The sequence below is a fragment of the Chryseobacterium sp. CH21 genome (genome assembly GCF_004119445.1).
Lineage (GTDB): Bacteria > Bacteroidota > Bacteroidia > Flavobacteriales > Weeksellaceae > Chryseobacterium.
In genome coordinates, this window is record NZ_QICI01000041.1 from 129,426 (window position 1) to 148,217 (window position 18,792).

Annotated in this window: 17 protein-coding genes, 3 tRNA genes, 2 pseudogenes and 1 riboswitch; of the genes and pseudogenes, 7 read left to right on the top strand and 15 right to left on the bottom strand. The window is 36.5% G+C overall.

The annotated features are described in order from the left end of the window. Positions 1–11: 11 nt before the first annotated feature. The gene (locus tag BOQ62_RS07740; protein WP_129038429.1) at positions 12–1,844 is read right to left on the bottom strand and encodes a hypothetical protein; all 1,833 of its coding nucleotides are present in this window, start codon (positions 1,842–1,844) and stop codon (positions 12–14) included. A gap of 308 nt (positions 1,845–2,152) precedes the next feature. On the opposite strand from BOQ62_RS07740, the gene BOQ62_RS07745 reads away from it, so the two are divergent. The 7 genes from BOQ62_RS07745 (at position 2,153) to BOQ62_RS07775 (ending at position 5,303) form a co-directional block, all read left to right on the top strand. Continuing rightward, complete coding sequence (locus BOQ62_RS07745; protein WP_089692725.1) at positions 2,153–2,473, top strand: hypothetical protein; 321 nt, start codon at positions 2,153–2,155, stop codon at positions 2,471–2,473. A gap of 66 nt (positions 2,474–2,539) precedes the next feature. Beyond that, positions 2,540–2,794, top strand: coding sequence for a 30S ribosomal protein S20 (gene rpsT / locus BOQ62_RS07750; RefSeq protein ID WP_002983073.1), 255 nt, complete (start codon positions 2,540–2,542; stop codon positions 2,792–2,794). Between the two features lie 10 nt (positions 2,795–2,804). Then, positions 2,805–2,876, top strand: a tRNA-Glu gene (locus tag BOQ62_RS07755). Between the two features lie 82 nt (positions 2,877–2,958). Further along, positions 2,959–3,030, top strand: a tRNA-Glu gene (locus tag BOQ62_RS07760). A gap of 63 nt (positions 3,031–3,093) precedes the next feature. After that, a tRNA-Glu gene (locus BOQ62_RS07765) sits at positions 3,094–3,165 on the top strand. Between the two features lie 353 nt (positions 3,166–3,518). Next, positions 3,519–4,292: a T9SS type A sorting domain-containing protein gene (locus BOQ62_RS07770; protein WP_164976705.1), complete on the top strand. Its 774-nt coding sequence runs from the start codon at positions 3,519–3,521 to the stop codon at positions 4,290–4,292. Between the two features lie 222 nt (positions 4,293–4,514). Next, the gene (locus tag BOQ62_RS07775; RefSeq protein ID WP_129038433.1) at positions 4,515–5,303 is read left to right on the top strand and encodes a T9SS type A sorting domain-containing protein; all 789 of its coding nucleotides are present in this window, start codon (positions 4,515–4,517) and stop codon (positions 5,301–5,303) included. 168 nt (positions 5,304–5,471) lie between these two features. On the opposite strand, the gene BOQ62_RS07780 is transcribed toward BOQ62_RS07775, so the two are convergent. The 14 genes and pseudogenes from BOQ62_RS07780 to BOQ62_RS07840 all read right to left on the bottom strand — a co-directional run. Beyond that, positions 5,472–7,730: a DUF5074 domain-containing protein gene (locus BOQ62_RS07780; protein WP_129038435.1), complete on the bottom strand. Its 2,259-nt coding sequence runs from the start codon at positions 7,728–7,730 to the stop codon at positions 5,472–5,474. Positions 7,731–7,758: 28 nt separating this feature from the next. After that, a complete protein-coding gene (locus BOQ62_RS07785) occupies positions 7,759–8,952 on the bottom strand; it encodes a cell surface protein (RefSeq protein ID WP_129038437.1) in 1,194 nt (397 codons plus the stop codon). 14 nt (positions 8,953–8,966) lie between these two features. Beyond that, a complete protein-coding gene (locus BOQ62_RS07790) occupies positions 8,967–10,100 on the bottom strand; it encodes a YncE family protein (RefSeq protein ID WP_129038439.1) in 1,134 nt (377 codons plus the stop codon). Then, on the bottom strand, positions 10,097–12,130 hold the full coding sequence (locus tag BOQ62_RS07795; protein WP_129038441.1) for a TonB-dependent receptor plug domain-containing protein: 2,034 nt from the start codon (positions 12,128–12,130) through the stop codon (positions 10,097–10,099). The genes BOQ62_RS07790 and BOQ62_RS07795 overlap by 4 nt, the downstream gene beginning before the upstream one ends. Before the next feature lie 108 nt (positions 12,131–12,238). Then, positions 12,239–12,424, bottom strand: a riboswitch (cobalamin riboswitch). 92 nt (positions 12,425–12,516) lie between these two features. Continuing rightward, positions 12,517–13,104 (bottom strand): transporter, encoded by a 588-nt coding sequence (locus tag BOQ62_RS23035; RefSeq protein WP_228413800.1) that lies wholly within the window; start codon positions 13,102–13,104, stop codon positions 12,517–12,519. Beyond that, positions 13,065–13,463, bottom strand: coding sequence for a hypothetical protein (locus BOQ62_RS23040; RefSeq protein WP_228413802.1), 399 nt, complete (start codon positions 13,461–13,463; stop codon positions 13,065–13,067). Before BOQ62_RS23040 ends, BOQ62_RS23035 begins: the two co-directional genes overlap by 40 nt. A 12-nt stretch (positions 13,464–13,475) precedes the next feature. Beyond that, positions 13,476–14,522: a cytochrome-c peroxidase gene (locus tag BOQ62_RS07805; protein ID WP_129038443.1), complete on the bottom strand. Its 1,047-nt coding sequence runs from the start codon at positions 14,520–14,522 to the stop codon at positions 13,476–13,478. Beyond that, positions 14,515–15,345: an MbnP family protein gene (locus tag BOQ62_RS07810; protein ID WP_129038445.1), complete on the bottom strand. Its 831-nt coding sequence runs from the start codon at positions 15,343–15,345 to the stop codon at positions 14,515–14,517. Before BOQ62_RS07810 ends, BOQ62_RS07805 begins: the two co-directional genes overlap by 8 nt. 181 nt (positions 15,346–15,526) lie before the next feature. Next, positions 15,527–15,895: a hypothetical protein gene (locus tag BOQ62_RS07815; RefSeq protein ID WP_228413804.1), complete on the bottom strand. Its 369-nt coding sequence runs from the start codon at positions 15,893–15,895 to the stop codon at positions 15,527–15,529. 4 nt (positions 15,896–15,899) lie between these two features. Further along, complete coding sequence (locus BOQ62_RS07820; protein WP_129038447.1) at positions 15,900–16,574, bottom strand: superoxide dismutase; 675 nt, start codon at positions 16,572–16,574, stop codon at positions 15,900–15,902. 188 nt (positions 16,575–16,762) lie between these two features. After that, positions 16,763–17,439: pseudogene (locus tag BOQ62_RS24255) on the bottom strand (SCO family protein). Beyond that, complete coding sequence (locus BOQ62_RS22715) at positions 17,426–17,701, bottom strand: YHS domain-containing protein (RefSeq protein WP_185146790.1); 276 nt, start codon at positions 17,699–17,701, stop codon at positions 17,426–17,428. Before BOQ62_RS22715 ends, BOQ62_RS24255 begins: the two are co-directional and overlap by 14 nt. A 231-nt stretch (positions 17,702–17,932) precedes the next feature. Then, a complete protein-coding gene (locus BOQ62_RS07835) occupies positions 17,933–18,295 on the bottom strand; it encodes a hypothetical protein (protein WP_129038449.1) in 363 nt (120 codons plus the stop codon). Between the two features lie 278 nt (positions 18,296–18,573). Continuing rightward, positions 18,574–18,792, bottom strand: a pseudogene (locus tag BOQ62_RS07840) (hypothetical protein); the annotation flags it as partial.

The following is an 18,792-nucleotide window of genomic DNA, read 5'->3' on the forward strand; positions in this document are numbered from 1 at the left end:
TAAGGTTAATTTTATTGACATGGTGTTGCTGTAATTGAGCCAAAACTATCTTTTGTTACATTATATACTGTTCCGTTAGGCTCTACACGCTGAAGGAGTACTTTGTTGTCAATTCCTATATTTGTCAATGTATCAAAAAATAATTTTTCTAATCCTTTTTCATTTAAATCGCCTGAGCTATTAACGTAAACTGTCCCATTTATGTATGGGTCACTTAAATCACCTGCTGTCTTTTGATAATCAATTAAAAATTGTTTCATTTTCGCAGGTGAATATACAAAATTTCCTAATTCTGTCCCTGTCCCTGCATAACGTATCACATAATGTATTTCTTTTTTTCCACCAGGGCAATTATTACACCATTCTGCTGCTATCATTCCAAAATATGCATTTCCCACACCATCATTTACACTTTGAGCTGCTGCAAATCCAAATAAGGTATCCACAATATCATGAGGTGAAAACATGTGTTTTCCCGATGCTGTATGATTGTGGTATCCTCCATACCCATCCGTTGTATCATTGAATACTACTTGATGAGCCGAGTTTACGTCTGCTGGCACCACTGTTCCATCTTTTTTCTCCTTAAAACCAATTTCTCCTGTGTTCGTATTGCTGAGAGTTTGTTGTGCCTGTGCTTTTACATTGGTAATGCCTTGTTGTACATTTGGTCTATTAAGCATTATGCTGGTTTTCTCACATGGTGTAGCCAGATACTCATTATAAAAATCCTGCCATTTAATATCGGGATTTAACACCAAATACTCAAAAGCCCAGTTCAAAAAGTATTGATTATTCATTTCAGAAGCTTCGGGATTGCTATTGGCTTTAACATACCATGCATTTAATCCTGTTAATCGCTCTGTTATAAAAGATTTACTTTTTATAGTAATCCCTTTATCTTTAAAATAGAAAAAAGTATAGTAAAATAAATCGGGATTGGTTGCTCTCAATTGGTTTAAGGTATTTCCTAATGATTGAAAGTAGTTGGCTACATTGGTATAATGAACATAATTCGGGTCAAACGGGTCTTCGGTTTCATAATACTGATACCCTAAAGAAACAAACGGAAGAGTGTTATAATATCCTCCCAAATCAATAACTCCTCCTGTTCCGATTTGTCCTAGTCCTCCGTCACCTGTTCCCCCGCCAGTGCCACCACCGCCACCTGTTTGCGAACAGGTCTGCTCTATGGATAATATCATTGGAGCAGGTGCACCACCAACTGTACAGGTATTGTCACTCCCTGTCTGATGTATCCCTGCCGAACACCAGCCTGTTTCCCAAGTAATTTTATAGCAACCTACAACATCGGTCTGAACTCTTGAAGTACTGTTGATATTCAATTTATCAATGTCATAAATACTTATCTTTGACTTGATGTCTGTTGTTTCTCCTGAAATAAATTTCTGTTGTTGTTCTTTGGTCAAATCATACTGTATCAAAACCCCAGAAAAAGTATGGTCTGCATTTTCCTTTACAATCAGGTTTTCTGTTTTACGGCTGAGATAGGTTCTGGAAACAGGAAAAGTATAGGTTTTTACTCCGTTACTTTCGACTAGTAAAGCTTGATTTGTTCCAATAATAGCTCCATCTAAGATGTCATTTTGGGCAGCTTTTCCATCAATACCGACATTCGCTTTATATCTGAACTTAGATTTTACCTGTGAGAGTTCCTTTAATAGTGGTTTTTCTTTGTCAATCTGCTCTTTGTTGAGAACGGAAACCTTGTATTTTTGCTCTCCTCCTTTTTCATCGTTTAGAAAATCCTCACTCCGACATGAGCATAAAAGGATTGTTAAGATTAGCAGTAATGATAATCGTAAAATAAATTTGTTTTTCATTTGATTGTTTTTATTTAAAGTTGTAAAAATAGTTTTTTTATTAATTATTAAAACTTTTGTTATCAATACTACAAATCTACATCTGTAAAGCGTCAAAAGTTGACATGTTATTTTTATTTTATTTCAATATTTTCATTCCAAATTTTAAAATCATTTTAAAGGCAGTTCCATTTCATTATATCTTACAAAAGCATTATATTTGCAAAAATTTTTAACCATAATTGGTCACTCAAATATGGTGACACAGATGAAAAAAGTTATTTATTAATCATGTTTGTAGTTGTCTACAGGCTATCAAATTTTATATCATGCCGGATTTAAAAATACAAGAAGCTCAATTGCTTTTTAAGAAAATCCACTCTAACCCAAAAAGTTATGATTTAAAAATCAATGAAGACGGGATTACAGGCAAAGATGATAAAATCAGTTTCAGGCTTTACAGGACTGGAGAAAGGGTTGCTTTTGAAGTAACAATTGATGAACTTACTTTCACCAACACGACTGGGGAATGGAACAACGCACTGATCATGCTAGGAAATACGATCAAAAAAATAGATAAAGAACAGGAAAATTTAAAAATAGAACAAGCAATAGATAAGCTTAGAAAGTACCTTTCAGAAGAAAATTAAAATTTTTGAAAATAAATTTGGTAGTTTTAAAAAAAGTTTATAGTTTTGCACTCACATTTAAACGATATGGCAAATCATAAATCAGCACTAAAGAGAATCAGACAAAACGAAACTAGAAGACTTCGTAACAGATATTACCACAAGACTGCTAGAACAGCTTTAAAAGCTTTAAGAAATGAAGAGAACAAAGCTGCTGCTACAGAACAACTGCCAAAAGTTATCGCTTTATTGGATAAATTAGCTAAGAAAAATATTATCCACAAGAACAAAGCTGCTAACTTGAAAAGCAAATTGACAAAGCACGTTAATAAATTAGCGTAATAATATAGCTGGCCCGTTCGTCTATCGGTTAGGACCTCAGATTTTCATTCTGGTAAGAGGGGTTCGATTCCCCTACGGGCTACTTACATCTTATAAGACCACTGTAACAACGGTGGTTTTATAAAGATCACAGTAGAAAAAGCTATATTCAAATAAATCTAACCGGCCCGTTCGTCTATCGGTTAGGACCTCAGATTTTCATTCTGGTAAGAGGGGTTCGATTCCCCTACGGGCTACAATAAGAGCTGATACTTATAAAAACAAAAGCTAACACATTACTTCGGTAATGGAAGATAGAGGGCCCGTTCGTCTATCGGTTAGGACCTCAGATTTTCATTCTGGTAAGAGGGGTTCGATTCCCCTACGGGCTACAAAAGGACTTTTTCGAAAGTCCTTTTTTCGTTTCTAGACCTTCTATTTGGGAAATATTTTCTCAGCAATTTCAACTCTTTGATCCCACCCACATCAATCAGGATTTCTTTTCTTTTATAATCTCTGATTAAATTACGCTTAACAATTATAATAAAAGACATTCTTGTCAATTATAGCTATAAATCCTTTTAGCTACCTAGAATCCACATTTCATAAGAAGAAATAATATTGGTTATTATAATGGACATATTAAATTTCATTAAAAATATCACCAATAATAGAAATATTATTTCCTACTTCTCCTTTTAATCATTAAATTTGACTAAAACTATTCATTCAAAAAATGTATAACATGAAAACTAATTTACTTTTGGGAAACCGATTCTCTTTTAAAGCCGGATTAATGGCTTTATTTCTATTTTCAGCAAGCACTTTATCTTTTGCACAAAACAGAATTTATGCACATGCTCAAAGCTCTGGTGTATTTGGAGTAGCATGTCTGGGATGCCGTATAGACAATCCTTTGAATGCCGTCGGGTTTAACGAAGATGATTATTCAACAATGGTATTGGGAACTGCTTTACTAGGCGGAATTCAACAAACTCTTATTTTCCCTGACCTGAGATCAGACACAAGACTTGTTGTAGGAATAGGAACAGATAACATTCCTTTATCTGTACAATTATTAAGTGGAGTAACTCTTGAAACCATGAATGGAGGAGTTTCTAATGACGACCGCAGAACAATAGATGTAAGCCTTCTTAAACTTGGAGCAACACCTAACAGAGGAACAGTAGAATTCAAGCCCGCAAAACCTTATGACGGAATAAGAATTGGCTTAACCGGAGGTGTACTAAGCCTTGGCGGCGGATTCAGAATTTATTATGCTTACCAGGATCCATTGGCAAACATTATGGCCCACAGTCAGAATGGTCAGGTTACTCTTGGAGGAAATGTTCCTGTAGAAGGTTCGGAGATTACGCTATACAATACTTCAGGAAAAGAAGTGTTCCGTTCTGTGGTAAAATCCAATACATTTGAATCTAAACAGCCGGAAGGGGTTTATATTATGAATGTACAGACCAAAGAAGGAAAAACATATTCCAAAAAGATTATCATCAAATAATTAAATAATAGATCAATTAATACGGTAGACTTATGTAAGTCTGCCGTATTTTTTGTATTTGTTTTCAGAGAAATAGAAAAAATATTTCATTAAATAAAAATAAATTAATAATCACAAATATCAAATAACTATTAACAAATCATACAAAAATGAAATAAAATAAGCAACATAATCATTTTATTTATAAATTTACACAAAGCTAAAGTCCAAAATTTTCGACATATGAAAACTTATTTATTACTTAGCCAACGCACTATGAAAGCTGCTATTTTGGCATCATCCCTATTTTTAACAAGTACAATGTCTTTTGCACAGATTGTAAAGACGTATGCAAGCAGCCAAACCAATCAGGTATTGGGATTATGCATAGGTTGTGGAGTATTGAATCCTCAAAATGCCGTAGGAAGTAACGAAAATGATTACTCTACTCTTCAGGTATCGGTAGGATTGCTGGCGAGAACAGAACAGACATTGATCTTCCCTACTACTAACATCGCTAACAACACGAATAAGCTTGTTCTTGCCATTGGATCAAACGGAACTCCTCTATCTGCTCAGGTATTGGGAGGTGCATCTATTGAGACATTTAATGGTGATGTTTCCAATAACGATTACACAAGCCTTGCCACAAAACTTATTACTCTTGGAGGAACAGATCCAAGTAAAGGTGAAATTGAAATGACCATGAACATTCCTTTTGACCGTATCAAGATCAATGTGAACTCTGGATTATTGAATATTGGCGGGGAGCTTAGAATATACTATGCTTATCAGTACAAAGATCCATTCATCAATTTTATGGCTCACAGCCAGGACGGACTGTTTACTCTTGACAAAAATGTTGCAGCAGAAGGTTCTGAAGTTACTTTAACGAACACTTCCGGAAAAGAGGTATTCCGTTCTAAGCTGACATCGAATAGTTTTGATACCAAACAGCCACAAGGAGTATACATTATGAAACTTCAGACAAAAGAAGGAAAAATATACTCTAAAAAAGTGATCATCAAATAAAAAAGAGACATAACAAATCGAACCCGGCAAGCCTTTCAGGCTTGCCGGGTTTTTTATAAGATTAATTCAGAGCTAATCATGATTCAAAAACTTCTCTTTCAAATCATAAAAAAATCCTGACCAGCTTTGGTCAGGATTAGATTAACAAGATTACTATCTACAATAGTGTTAATTTTTGATTACTTTTTGCTGATATACAGTTTTGTCTGTAACGGCTTTTAAAATATAAATACCTTTTGGCAGTGCACTTACATTAATCTGTCCGTTGTTCAGCTGTACATTAACAACTCTTCCTGAAGCGTCATACATAGAAACATTCTGGATTTTTTCCTGTGTTTTGATGGTAAGGATATCAACAACCGGGTTTGGATAAATACCGAATTCCAGTTTTTTCACCTCAGCAGTAGCTAAAGTAGAAGCTGTACTATTTACCGTAATGGTCTTTTCTGCCAATTTACCATTGGAGTTAAAACTGATAACAATATCAGATGTTCCTGAAGTAAGCGGTGTCAAAACAAGCTCATCATTATTATTGATCGCAACAGAAACGGCTGTAGGATTACTGTTCGACTTTACAGATTTCACTACAGAAACAGCCATATTATCAGCATCAGAAACTATTAATTTCAAATCAATCGCTGTGATACTTCCTGCTGTAACCTGTGATGGTAAAACGTTACTCACAACAGGAACTGAATTATTCGTGAATACCGCTAATGAAGGAAACCAATAATAATCATTAAGAGTTTTCGTATTGATAAGCGCTCCGGTCATATCATAAGTATGAATCCAGTTTTTCTGATAGTGTGCTCCATATCCGCTTTCCGTTGTATTCAGAACCAATTCTCCGGTAATAGGGTTTACACGAAGTGCAGCACCGTAAGGAATCTGCTTAAACTGTCCTGTCTGCCCAGGAATGGCGGCAAAATTTTCGTTGAATGTTTTTGTAGTTACATCAAATCTTACGATTTGTGTTCCTGAACTCCAGCTGCTGATTGAATTGATCCAGTATAAAGCATTTTCTTTGTTGCTTGCTGAAAACCTACCTGCATTCCATGCTCCCCAATCTCCGATATATTTTGTTGTTGGAATATTGTAAACCTGTGTAGCAAAAGTAGTAGGATTAATGCTGATCAGCTTTTGATCCTGAATTCCCCATACACTTCCGTCTTTAGCCTGAGCTACGGAATAGAAACCTCCTGCGATGGTGCTTACTACCGTATCTGTATTAGGGTCGATCACTAAAATTCCAGCTCCCTGTTTCACCGCAAATACATATTGTGAAGTACGGATCATGTTTCCGATCTGTCCGTTTCCACCTGTTCCGGCAATAAGAGTTCCTACCTGTAAATTGTCGATATTAAAAAGAACAATTCCGGTAGAAGTACCAATGTATCCTTTGTGCTCATTTACTCCCACAAAAGATCTTCCGTCACCTCCTCCAATGTTGTTGAAACCTGCAATCTTCTGCATCGTCTGAGCATTAGCTACTACAAGTCTTCCTCCAGGAGTATACTGAGTATCTCCTCCATCGGCAGCCTGCTTTGACACAAAATAGAATTTATCTCCATAGATTGTTCCATACTGTGTAGTGGCTCCGAAAGCCTGATTATTGTTGGCATTACTGTACACACGATAGTTAATCTGTCCGTTATTATCAATGAAATTCACAGAGCCGTTGGTATGACCAAACCATTCTTCGTTTACCATGAAATATCCATTGGTAAAGTTATTGGAAGCCACATATGGAGAAACAGGAGTGATGGTTGAAGAAATAGGAGTTTGACTAAATCCTACATTAAAGTTCCAAACATCCCATGAACCGTTTTCCAATACACGTGAAGAAGCTCCAACGCTAGAATATCCGAAATCTGCATCAGCAGGATTCTTTACCCAATACGACCAATATCCGTTCACTGTCCATCCAGACTGCCATTGATCGTTGGCAGCATCTACAATCGTATAGCTGTCAAAATCATAAGCTGTTGTATTGACAAAACCATTTACCGGATATAACGGATAAGTGGTATTTCCGCTTTTAATCAATGCATTGGTATTTTGTCCGTTAAGATCAAAACCAATTCCACCAACCGCTGATCCAAACTGAGTTCCCTGATACAGCAATGTATATAATCTGTGATCAGCTTTAGCAATAGCTTTCAGCATGTCTTCTCCAGTAGCATTTCCGTCCCATTTGAATCCCCAAACCATGGCGTCAGGATTTTTGCTGTCGTTCCACTGTACTACAAAAGCAGCCTGATTGGCTCCTGATCCTACCCAATACTGAATATCAGAAAAACTGATGGTAGTGGTATTAAGCTGGCTGATCCCTGAAATATCATTTCTGGGTACACCTTGAACTTTTATCTGTGCATTCGATACGCATGCAAACAGAAAAAGCATCATAAAAAGATAAAACTTTTTCATTTTTTATTAATTTAAATAGATTGTATTATTATTTGAAATGTAAATCGTAAGCTCCTGCCACTTCGGTAGAGACTTCACCTAGCCAGCCAGCTTCCTGATTGACTCCTGTATATATTTTCATAAAATCAACTCCGGGAAGTTTCACATATTTTCCGCTTCTGTCTACCGCCCATGAAATATCAATATTGGAAGCCGCATCAGTATTCGGGGCATTATCTGCATAACCAAACTCGTAGGATTTCCCTACCCAATAGGATCCGTCCCCGCTCTGATCGAAGAAATTATTTGCCAGTCTGGTTCCTGAAAAACTGTAAGAAGGATCTGTGAACCACAAAGGATAATAACTTTGTACGTGGAAAGTATTTTTTGTTTTAAATCCTTGATTTCCCAGATTATCGTTCCATTTGATATATTCTACATCAGTCTGCCAGAATTCGGTTCCGGCTACTGGTGTTTTATTTTCGTTGGGTTTATAATAAGTAATGCTGTAATCTTTTACAGTGGTATTTTTGAAATATTCACTGCCTGCAATTTCGTACCATTCATCATTATCAGGTTTTCCGTTTTTGTTTCGGTCGTAGGCTACCATAATGATCCCTGGCTCACAAGACCCTGAGCGTTGATCTGCAGCATCATTTCCAAAGAATGCATTTCCCAATACTTTAAAATCACGCCCATTCAGATTGGGAATAGTATGATCAAAACCGAAAACGACATATCCGCCATATCCTCCAAGACTTATCATGGTAGAATTTCCTCCCACCAACGATTCATTGGCTTTCTGAAGCATATTCGCAGCAGTATTCCCTGGTAAATATTCCGGAATTTCGTTCATGAACTGTCCAACAGCAGGACGGAACTCCAGTACTTTGGAAATATATTTACTGTAAGGTGTTTTTTCTTTGGTAACGATTATTTTAGAATGAAAAACCTGCTCGTTTCCTTTATTGCTGATCTTTAAAGTCAAAGGATAAGCATCTGCTTTCGGGCTGATAAATTCAAGTTCTGAATTTTGAGAAATAATGGAATCATTAATACTCCATACAACTGATCCTGATGCATTGGTAGGAATACTCAACACTTTGAAACGCTCAATAGAGTAAGAATCATCCAGACCGTTGAATGTAAATTCATCTTCATCGTCATGTTTACAAGCTATCACTCCTACGAGGAAGCATGATAAAAATCCGATTTTTAAATAAGTAAAGGTATTTCTGTTCATTTCTTAAAGTTTGGTTATTTGTATAAAAAAGCGAAGTGGGCTGGGATATTTCCGCCTTCCGTTTTCCATTTAAAGTGTCCGTTTTTATCAAAGCAATACACAAATCCCATAGACACGTAATTTCTGGCATCTGTCATGTAAATATCTTCAGTGATGGGGTTTACTGCTATGCCGTAAGGTGTTTTAATGGCATCTTCATATTCTTTATCAAAAATTCTGTTGGCAATGATCTGCTCTGTTTTTACATCAATAATCCCAAAACTCTTTTTATAGCTGTGGGTATTATAATTGAATTCATTTCCATAGAAATAGAGTTTATCATTGACGATCGTCATTTCACTCACGGAAAGATTGAAGTTCTTTTTCACAGTTCCTGTAGCTGCATCTATTAAATACAAACTGGAAGGCACATTATAATAATCTCCTCTTGAGGTTACATACAAATCACCGTAATTGTCTTTTTTAAGGTGATGAAGATTGATGGCTACATCCAGTTTTTTAATCTCTGTAAAGCTGTTTAAATCTATTACGGAAACAGTATTATCATAGTTGGGAGCACGATATCCTCCGGAATTGGCAACAAAAAGCTGGTTTCCTACAATTTCAATTTCTTCGGGTTGATATCCTACTGTTACTTCACGCTGGATGGAAAGAGAAGCGGTATCAATTTCCACTACTTTTCCCTTAGGTGCTTTAGGGTTAATATCTACTGGGCCTGCATAGCTGCTTGCATATGCTTTTCCGTCTTTGAAGGCAAGATACCTACAGTTTTGCAGCGGAATAGAAGTAATACGTTTAGCCGTTTTAGCATCCAATACTTCAATTTTATTGGAAACATTGACAACGATGTAAAGTTTGCTTCCATAGACTTTAATATCATTTCCTACATCTCCCAACTCTTTTACCACATTGGGATTTATTTCCGCATAGATATTCCGGTAATAAGTTCCTTTGGTATAGTCAAAAAAATCCAGCGTACATTTATTACTTCCCATGTTCCCTTCATTGAGCATATAGAAGCCTTTTATTGCCGTATTTTCTGAGGGAAGTCCTTCCACCACTTCCTGACGGACAATAATTTCATCTGTACGGCATGACGTAAGAAAAGCTAATACAAGAAATAAAAAATAAAAGTTTAGTTTTCTCATAGGGTGAAGTTTAGAATAAGTTTAAAGTTTCTTCCAGGCATTGGATAATTGAGGACAACATCATAGTATTGATTGAAAATATTATTCATCTCAAGGCTTACTTTAAACTGATGATTCGCCCAGTTGAATTTTTTCTGAACAGACAGATCATGGGTATACCAAGGCTGAACATAATTGTATTGAATATTATCCTGATTCACATCATATCTTTCTCCTACGTACATTGCACTGTAATTGAAACTCCAGTCTTTATAATCTGCCATCAGACTGAAAGATCCGCTATGCCATGGCGTGTAAGGAATCTGATTACGGTAGAAAGTGTCTTCAGAATCACTCATATCTCTTGCGCTTTGGTATGTATAAGAAAGCAACGGTCGAAGGGTTACTTTTCCCAGTTGCATCTCAGTCTGTACATTTACATCAGCACCGATAATTTCAACCATCCCCAGGTTCATCATCAGCCATCGGAACATACTTCCATTAGGGGCAGCTACAATTTTGTCCTGTACTTTGTTGTAATAACCGTCTACTTTAGCATAAAATGTTTTAAAAAGACGGTTGTTATAATTCTTCTGATAGGTAAATCCTACATCATACTGATTGGTGAACTCCGGTTTCAGGTAGGTATTTCCGATATTGGTATAATACAAATCATTGAAGGTCGGAAGTCGAAAAATCCTTTTATAGAAAGCTCTTAGAGTAAGCTCTGGGATTATTTCAGGCTGATAGCTCATAAATACAGCCGGTGTCCATTCTCTGGCATCTCCCGGTCTTTTGTTTTTTCTTACTTCTTCAAATGTGAAGGTTCCTAAAAGACTTCCCAGAATTTTGAATCTGTTCCACTGATACGTTGTAGCCAATGCAACCAATGTTGTGTAACGTGTAGGATATGAGAAGTTATCCAGATTCGCATCCAGATTATTGTACTGAAAATCTCCACTCAGACTGACATCCCAATTGGGAGTGATAGAATAGATATTGGATGAAGAAAGATAAAGTTCCCTTTGGATATAGGTATTATCGGTATAAATAATAGACTGCGAACGAACTGTATCCATGAAATGGGTATAATCGTAAGCGAATTTTGCCTTCAGCTGTGTTTCAAATTTCGGGAACAGTTTTTTTCTCAGATTGGCCTGTACAAAATAATTTTCATCGGAAAGCCTTGCTCCTCTTCCTCCGAAACGTCCATTGACAATAGGTGCGGGCATTCCTCGGTCTGAAATATAGCCGTATCCACGGATATTCCAGCTTCCGTTATTTAAAGTTCCGTTTAAAGAAGTTTCAAAGCGTTTTGCTTTGATATCTGAATCCTGTCTCTTTGCAATGGTATCATACGCCTGTTGCCCATCAGGATATTTCTTTGCGTATCGAAATCTGTAAATTCCGTCACTTTGCATAAATTCTCCACTAAAGCTGGCAGAAACCCTGTCCGAAATCTTCTGTTCCAATCTGAATGATGGATTGAAAAGATCAATAGAGGCACTTTTCGCTCTTATAACAAGATTGGTTTTCCTATTTCCTTTAAATACTGGGGTTTTAGGCTGTAAATAAATAGATCCTGAAGAACCGAAATCTTTTGCCGGTTGGAAAATCTCACTTTTCTGGCCGTTATACAATGATATTTCTTCCAGATCGTCCAAAGAATATCTTCCCAAATCTACCAGTCCATTCTGGGCATTTCCTAATTGAATTCCATCATAGAAAACACCTACGTGCTGGCTTCCCATACTTCGAATATTAATGGTTTTCAAACCACCCAGCCCTCCATAATCTTTGATCTGAACTCCTGAAAAATACCGCAGTGCATCTGCAACAGAATGACCGTTCAGTCTTTCCAGCTGTTCGCCTTGCAGGGTTTGCGCAGGAAGGATTTCTTTAAAATTCTTTTTGTAAAGATTGATTCCTTTAATGGTCTCTTCTTTAAGACTGTCTTTTTTCTTAGTTTGGGAAGACAAAAGTTGAGATGTGATCACCAATATGGTAAAAACAGCTTTTTGAATTGCCGAAGTAGTTAGTTTTGCCGCCATTAGCTCATTTAGTATCATGAAGACGCTAATGGATATAAGATAGCAACGACAAAGCGCAGCTGTCACTGCACAAAATCATTGATGTCCTAAGCTTTATTCCACGAAAGCGTCAAACGATTATTGTCTGGCAGGTCTTCTGACTTACTCCATTTTTGAAATCCTTCCCATTAAAAAACAGTGGATATATTTTTCAAAAACTTTGGTGTGGAGCTTACAGCAGCGGGTCTGTTCCGGATTCTCACCGGATTCCCTTTTAAGAGCTTTTTAGGGCTCACCAAATTTCGGCAAAGATAAATAATTATTCCTAATCCCCAATTAAAATCATGATTCATAAACAATTAAAGCTCCCGAAGGAGCTTTAACATCATTTCATTAGGGGTTTCTCTTTAAATTCCAATATTCAGAAAAATACTGAATCTTGATTTTGCTTCAATATCTCCTCCTGCCAGATGTGTGTACATGGGAAGCATGATCTCACTTCCCAGACTGAGTTTTTTATAAGAAGCTTCAAATCCTAGTTTTCCGTACAAAGCACTTCCTGCAGTATTGGGCAAGGCTTCATCAAACTGTTTGTTCTGGGCATAAACTTCACCCTGAACGCCAGTTTTTACAGAAAAAATGGATTTTTCATTGCCTGCAACCTGATAAAAACCTGTTGCAGCATAGTTCCATTGGTTTCCAAAGCGGTAATTTTTCTTATTCTCGGTTTTAATCGTGTAATCTGTATTGACCAATACAGCCACTTTATTTTTCTGAAATTTATAATTCAAAGCCGCTTGGTAATCCCAGCTGCCTGTTCCCAATTGAAAACTCGGATTAACCCCGGACGCTCCTTTTTCATCAAACTTTCCCAGTGGAATTTTTACTCCCAAACCTCCGCTCAGATGGTGAAAATTATCTTTAGAACTCATCAGCTGGTAAATTCCCATCAGGTTCAGATCTCCGATCCCATTGATTTTGATATCTCCCTGCATGGTTTTCTTTTCATGAAATGGAATGGCAGGCTTGCATATACGCTCAGCTTTTTAGTCAGCGGAATTTTTCCCCAAAGTTGCAACGTATTGAAATACTGATCCTGTGTAAGATCTTTTACAAATAAGTTTTCTTTGGCTTTGTAATGCTGGGCAAAGTATTTGATTCCTATAAACTGTGGATTCAGCAAAGATTCAAAGCCTGAAGATCCGTTTCCAGCCGCACAGCCACAGGCATCACAATCATCATCAAAATCGAATCTGCTAAAGGTTTCCGGAGTAATATACGCACTGTCTCTAATGGTTTTTGCCTGATACTGACTCAACAGGATCAAACTTACGATCACTATAATCTTCTTCATGTTTTCTATAAATTATTCTGCAAATTTTGGATTGGATATAAAACTTTTATCCGATAATGTTTTAAGGAAAGCAATAATCGATTGTTTTTCCTGGCTGTTCATGGCAATTCCCACATGACCATTTTGTTTCAGCTGTGGATCGAGATTAGCATTATCTTCCACCTGATCCGAATAGAAATTGAGAACTGCTTCTAAGGTGTAAAATCTTCCGTCATGCATGTATGGAGCAGTATATTCTACATTTCTCAAGCTAGGAACACGGAATTTCATCCAATCAACCTGATTAAGGGAAACTCTGTAACGTCCCGCATCTTTGAATTCTGTATTGTAATACATTCCCGTATTTCTGAAGCTTTCATCCGTAAACAGTTCTCCACTATGACAGGAAGCACATTTCTGCCCGAACAAAGCCATTCCTTGAGTTTCTGCTGAAGTCAACTGTTCTTTTCCCTGTCTGAATCTGTCATATTTTGAATCTGCAGAAATTAAAGAGGCCATAAACTGCGACAATGCTTTCAGAATTCTTTCGCCGGTAATGGTTTCATCACCATAAGCTTCTCTGAACAGTTTTTTATACTTCTGATCATCTTTTATCCTTGAAATAGCTTCCGGTATGGAGCTGTCCATTTCATTCACATCGGTAATCGGGCTGATAGGCTGTTCATTAAGGTTATGAATCACACCGTCCCACATATATCTTTTCAAAAAAGCCATATTCTGAATGGGTGGGGCATTCCTGATTCCGATTCTGTCGTCAACACCATGACTTACCGTATGACCATGATGAGTAAAGGCATTTTCCTGAATATGACAGAAACCACACGAAATAGTATTATTTCTGGAAAGTCTGCCTTCATAGAATAATTTTCGCCCCAGCTCTACTCCGTTTTTAGTCACCGGATTGATTGATTTGTCAAAGGTCATTTCCGGAAAATAAGAAGGAAACTGCAGGTTATACGCTTCATCTTTTTCCAGTGGCTGTATCACCTCATCAGAACAGGAAACACAACTTAACACAACAAGCAGAACCCATAATGTCTTAATAGAAAAATTAATCATTGTGAACGTGATCTACTTTAAACATTTTTGTAAGATTGTTGGTAATGTCTACCAGGTGTTGGTTTGAACCCATCAGCATATCATTACCTGTGGCAAGCGTAAGCGCCTTATCTCCGCTCAAAAACTGGTTCAGGTCTGCCAGGACATGTACAGAAGGTCGAATTTGTGCCGTCACTCTAGCTGTTGTCGGAAGATTCAATGTGATTTCGCGATAGAGATCAGGCTGTTGATTAGCGGTAACATTCCCCATATTTCCGGTATGATTCATGAATTCCTTTGAAGGAGTATCATTTCCATATTTTCCTTCCAGTTTTACAAAAATATAACCGGCGGCCCATGACCATGTCATTCCTTTCTGTTTGGCTTTTGTCCAGAATTCAGCCTGTCCGTCTTGTCCTAACAAATAGGCTTTCTGGCTGACACCTAATCCGAATTTTATTTTTTTGTAATTGTTTTTCGGAACACCATCCAGATTAAGGTAGATAATTCCGGCCACCGCATCTGCCTGATCTACGATAAAGGCTCCTTTATCCGGATTGTTTTCATTATATTTAAATTCGTTTCCGTTCTCGTCTATCAGTGAAATGTTGCTGATGACGTATTTCAAAGCAGAAAAATTATGTTTCTGTCCGTTAGAAGAAGTCTGAACGGTCTGATTCAACACGATATCTCCTACATTATTAAATCCGTTTTCAAATTTAATCTGAAGTTTTCCTGGAGTGGTATCTTGTGGATTTTCATCGTCTCTGCTGCTTTCGCAGGCTACAAAAGAAAATAAAGTAAAGGCAATAAAGAATAGTGATAAAAATTTATAAATTTTCATTGTTGATTTTTTAAGTTGAATTAATTTGAATGGCTGTAACAGCTTTTTTACCACAAAAGGCACAAAAGTTCTTACACTTAATTTATTTTAAGTGGCAGGCTTTATGCATAATTAAGAACACTTAAGCTTTTAATTTATCTAAGCTTTTATGACTTTTGTGGTTGAATAGTGATGGTTTAACTTAAAAAACCGGTGGTTTGAAAATGTGGGTAAGAAACAGAAAAGAATAAGCTGTTTCATAAGTAAAATTGAAATTGAAAAACGAACGTTTCTCAGTAGTGCTAATCTCTGTAGTTTCCGGCAGGATATAGATATCAAGAACTTTCTGCCCTGAGTTTTTGAGTTTCTGAAAAGGTGAAGATTCTGAATCATTGGTTTTGGCCAGTTCTTTACTCAGATAACATTTTCCGTTACAGTGAATCTCAGGTCTGTTTTTATTAATACAGAGAACTTTTACGATATAATCATAATTTACAGCATACTCTACCACGGGCGCTAAAGGTCTTAGCACCATATAAAAGGTAAAAAGTATGCTGTAAAATAATTTCATTTGACTACTTCTTGCTTATCGCTTCGTCGTATCTTCTGCTGATCTCTTTCCAGTTGGTAACATTCCAGATTGCAGTCAAATAATCTGCTCTTTTATTCTGGTATTTCAAATAATAAGCATGTTCCCAGACATCAATTCCGAAGATAGGAGTTCCCTTCTCTTCCACCACATCCATTAAAGGATTGTCCTGATTAGGAGTAGAGGAAACAAACAATTTCCCATCTTTCCCTACAGAAAGCCATGCCCAGCCTGATCCGAAACGGTCTGCTCCGGCTTTAGCCATTTTTTCTTTAAAAGCATCCATACTTCCGAAAGTTTCAGTGATCGCTTTTGCTAATTTTGCGGAAGGCTGTGTATTTTTCTGAGGCGTAAGAACCGTCCAGAAGAGTTCGTGGTTGTAATGTCCTCCTGCATTATTTCTCACTGCAGCAGGCAGTTTTGAAACATTGGAAAGAATCTGAAACAACGTTTCTTTTTCCTGAGGAGTTCCTGTAATAGCCTTATTCAGGTTGGCTACATACGCTGCAGCATGTTTTGAATAATGAATTTCCATCGTTTGGGCATCAATATTCCCTTCCAAAGCATTATAAGCATATGGCAATGGGGTCTGCTTAAACTGAGCCAGTGTAAACTGCGCCGCGAAAACTGCACTTAAAGCAGCTATTTTCAAAATCTTCATAACGTTTTTGTTTATGGTTTAACAATGTTTTCTATTAGGCTGGAGGATGGGAGATCGAGGATGGAAGTCATTAATGTTATAATATAACTTCTTCAACTTCTGTTTTGCTTTTACAGCTATCTCAAAAATCGCCAGAACTTCATTGTCCGGAATAACTTCCAGCTTATAGCATCCAACTTCCCTTCTCTCTATTTCAATAGTTTCTTAATATCCTCAATCAGAATTTCTCTGTCGGGGTGATATTTTCCTGTCAGCATGGGTGTTTTACCTTCCGGATCTTCGTAATTTAATCCTGAATAATACAGAATAGGCATATTTTCTTTGTTATATCTGCATCGGATATTTCCGTCCTGATCTACAAGTGCAATCATCCCGCTGTGGTTCAGGCTTTCTCCTTCATCTTCTTTATCACCTACGTAAATATTAAAATGATCCGCAAGATTTCCAATATAGGTACGGTCTCCGGTCAGAAAGTGCCAATTCGGAGATGTTGCTCCTATTCTTTTGGCATGTTCTTTCAATGCTGATGGCGTATCGTTTTCCGGATCAATGCTGATCGAGATAATACCAAAATTGGGATCATTGATCTGATTTTGAATAGCCTTCATATTGGTATTCATCACCGGGCATATTGTAGGACATTTGCTGAAAAAAATTCTACGAGATATACCTTTCCCAGCATGTCTTTATTGGTAATTTTTTTACCATTCTGATCTGTCAGTTCAAAATCCGGAACTTTCATTACAGTATAAAGATTCTTTTTAAAATACCCCATTCCCACTCCTATTCCAAGGAAAAGCAACGCAAATAAAGCGATAGGTATGATCACTTTACTTTTATTATTGGTTTTTTTATTTTTGGGCATATTTCTCAGGGCTTTTTTTGAATTCATGTTTGCAGGATACACTGCAAAAACCATACGTTTTATTTTTATAAACGGCTGTATCGTTAATAGATCCTGCGGTTTTCATGTGACAAATCGGATCTTCTTCGTTCACTACCTGTACATTTTCTACGTTCTTTCCGGAGGAGTCCATGTGGCTTGCATGCTTTACCTGAGGCGTTTCCTTGGCACACGACAGTAATGATATTGACAGCAGAGCGGTCAAAATAATAGGAGATTTCATTTTAATGTTAAATTGAAATTAATAATGTTAAATAAAGTGATGACACAATGTACAAATCTCAACTTATGAAACAGCAAGTATGAAAAACATGTCATTCTTCAAGAAGGATTGGTCTGTTTCTTATTGTTTACAATGGTTTATTTTAATTGTAAAATGTGTCTTTAATGACTTATTGATGAAAGTTTTAGAAACCTTCACTTTATAAACTAAAAATATAGTTTATAATAAAAATTAAACCAACGGAGGATGGAATATCCTTGAAAAGTATTCTGAAGAGTGAGAATTAAAGTAGCTTGAATCGGGAATTTCAGTAAGTAATTCCGAATTTAATAATGAGGAGAAAGAAAGGATATCATGAGAAATAAAAACATCTAATCCAGCAATCTTTATGGTTTGGGAGCTATTGGATTGTTTTTCTGTTTTTGCCAGTTCTTTTTCCACATAACATTTTCCCTTACAGGTTGATTGTGGTACATTTCTGTTCTCACAAAGGTTTTTCACAATATAATCATAGTTCACGGCATAATTTACCAATGGCAAAACGGGACGTACTGCAACGGTAAAAATGATGAATATGGAAATAAATAACCTCAACGATTTTGTTCTCTGTTACAAATATACTACTTCAAAACTGTTTTATGGATGATTTATGATGAATGTCATTGTGATTATATACTGTTACCCACAAAAATTACAAAACTGTGCCTGTCTCTGGTATTATTTTATCCCGAACTTTGATTGAAAATTAAGATCTAAGTAAAAAATTTAGTTCTTTATATACAATTTAATCTTGTTGATAAAAGCTTTGCTGATGTTTTTGGCAGAGCTTTTTTATGTTTTGTTTTTGTTTTTGTTGGAAATCGCAAAGATTTCTATGTTAATACACAAGAGAAATTTGAATTTTTTATTGACACAAATTCTTCTTTTTGTAAAAATGGCTGTTTTCTATTGATGACAGCCATTATTCTGTGTACTAATTTATTTCTTACCGCATTCAGGACACTCATTTTATTTTTTCCTTCACTTACTTTTCTTAGGAAATAAGTTTTTAATTCCTTATCTGATCTTATACTTGCCATTGCTGACATATG

Coding starts and splice junctions, on each gene's coding strand:
- BOQ62_RS07740 (WP_129038429.1), bottom strand. CDS start 1,844: ATGAAAAACAAATTTATTTTACGATTATCATTACTGCTAATCTTAACA.
- BOQ62_RS07745 (WP_089692725.1), top strand. CDS start 2,153: ATGCCGGATTTAAAAATACAAGAAGCTCAATTGCTTTTTAAGAAAATC.
- rpsT (WP_002983073.1), top strand. CDS start 2,540: ATGGCAAATCATAAATCAGCACTAAAGAGAATCAGACAAAACGAAACT.
- BOQ62_RS07770 (WP_164976705.1), top strand. CDS start 3,519: ATGAAAACTAATTTACTTTTGGGAAACCGATTCTCTTTTAAAGCCGGA.
- BOQ62_RS07775 (WP_129038433.1), top strand. CDS start 4,515: ATGAAAACTTATTTATTACTTAGCCAACGCACTATGAAAGCTGCTATT.
- BOQ62_RS07780 (WP_129038435.1), bottom strand. CDS start 7,730: ATGAAAAAGTTTTATCTTTTTATGATGCTTTTTCTGTTTGCATGCGTA.
- BOQ62_RS07785 (WP_129038437.1), bottom strand. CDS start 8,952: ATGAACAGAAATACCTTTACTTATTTAAAAATCGGATTTTTATCATGC.
- BOQ62_RS07790 (WP_129038439.1), bottom strand. CDS start 10,100: ATGAGAAAACTAAACTTTTATTTTTTATTTCTTGTATTAGCTTTTCTT.
- BOQ62_RS07795 (WP_129038441.1), bottom strand. CDS start 12,130: ATGGCGGCAAAACTAACTACTTCGGCAATTCAAAAAGCTGTTTTTACC.
- BOQ62_RS23035 (WP_228413800.1), bottom strand. CDS start 13,104: ATGCAGGGAGATATCAAAATCAATGGGATCGGAGATCTGAACCTGATG.
- BOQ62_RS23040 (WP_228413802.1), bottom strand. CDS start 13,463: ATGAAGAAGATTATAGTGATCGTAAGTTTGATCCTGTTGAGTCAGTAT.
- BOQ62_RS07805 (WP_129038443.1), bottom strand. CDS start 14,522: ATGATTAATTTTTCTATTAAGACATTATGGGTTCTGCTTGTTGTGTTA.
- BOQ62_RS07810 (WP_129038445.1), bottom strand. CDS start 15,345: ATGAAAATTTATAAATTTTTATCACTATTCTTTATTGCCTTTACTTTA.
- BOQ62_RS07815 (WP_228413804.1), bottom strand. CDS start 15,895: ATGAAATTATTTTACAGCATACTTTTTACCTTTTATATGGTGCTAAGA.
- BOQ62_RS07820 (WP_129038447.1), bottom strand. CDS start 16,574: ATGAAGATTTTGAAAATAGCTGCTTTAAGTGCAGTTTTCGCGGCGCAG.
- BOQ62_RS22715 (WP_185146790.1), bottom strand. CDS start 17,701: ATGAAATCTCCTATTATTTTGACCGCTCTGCTGTCAATATCATTACTG.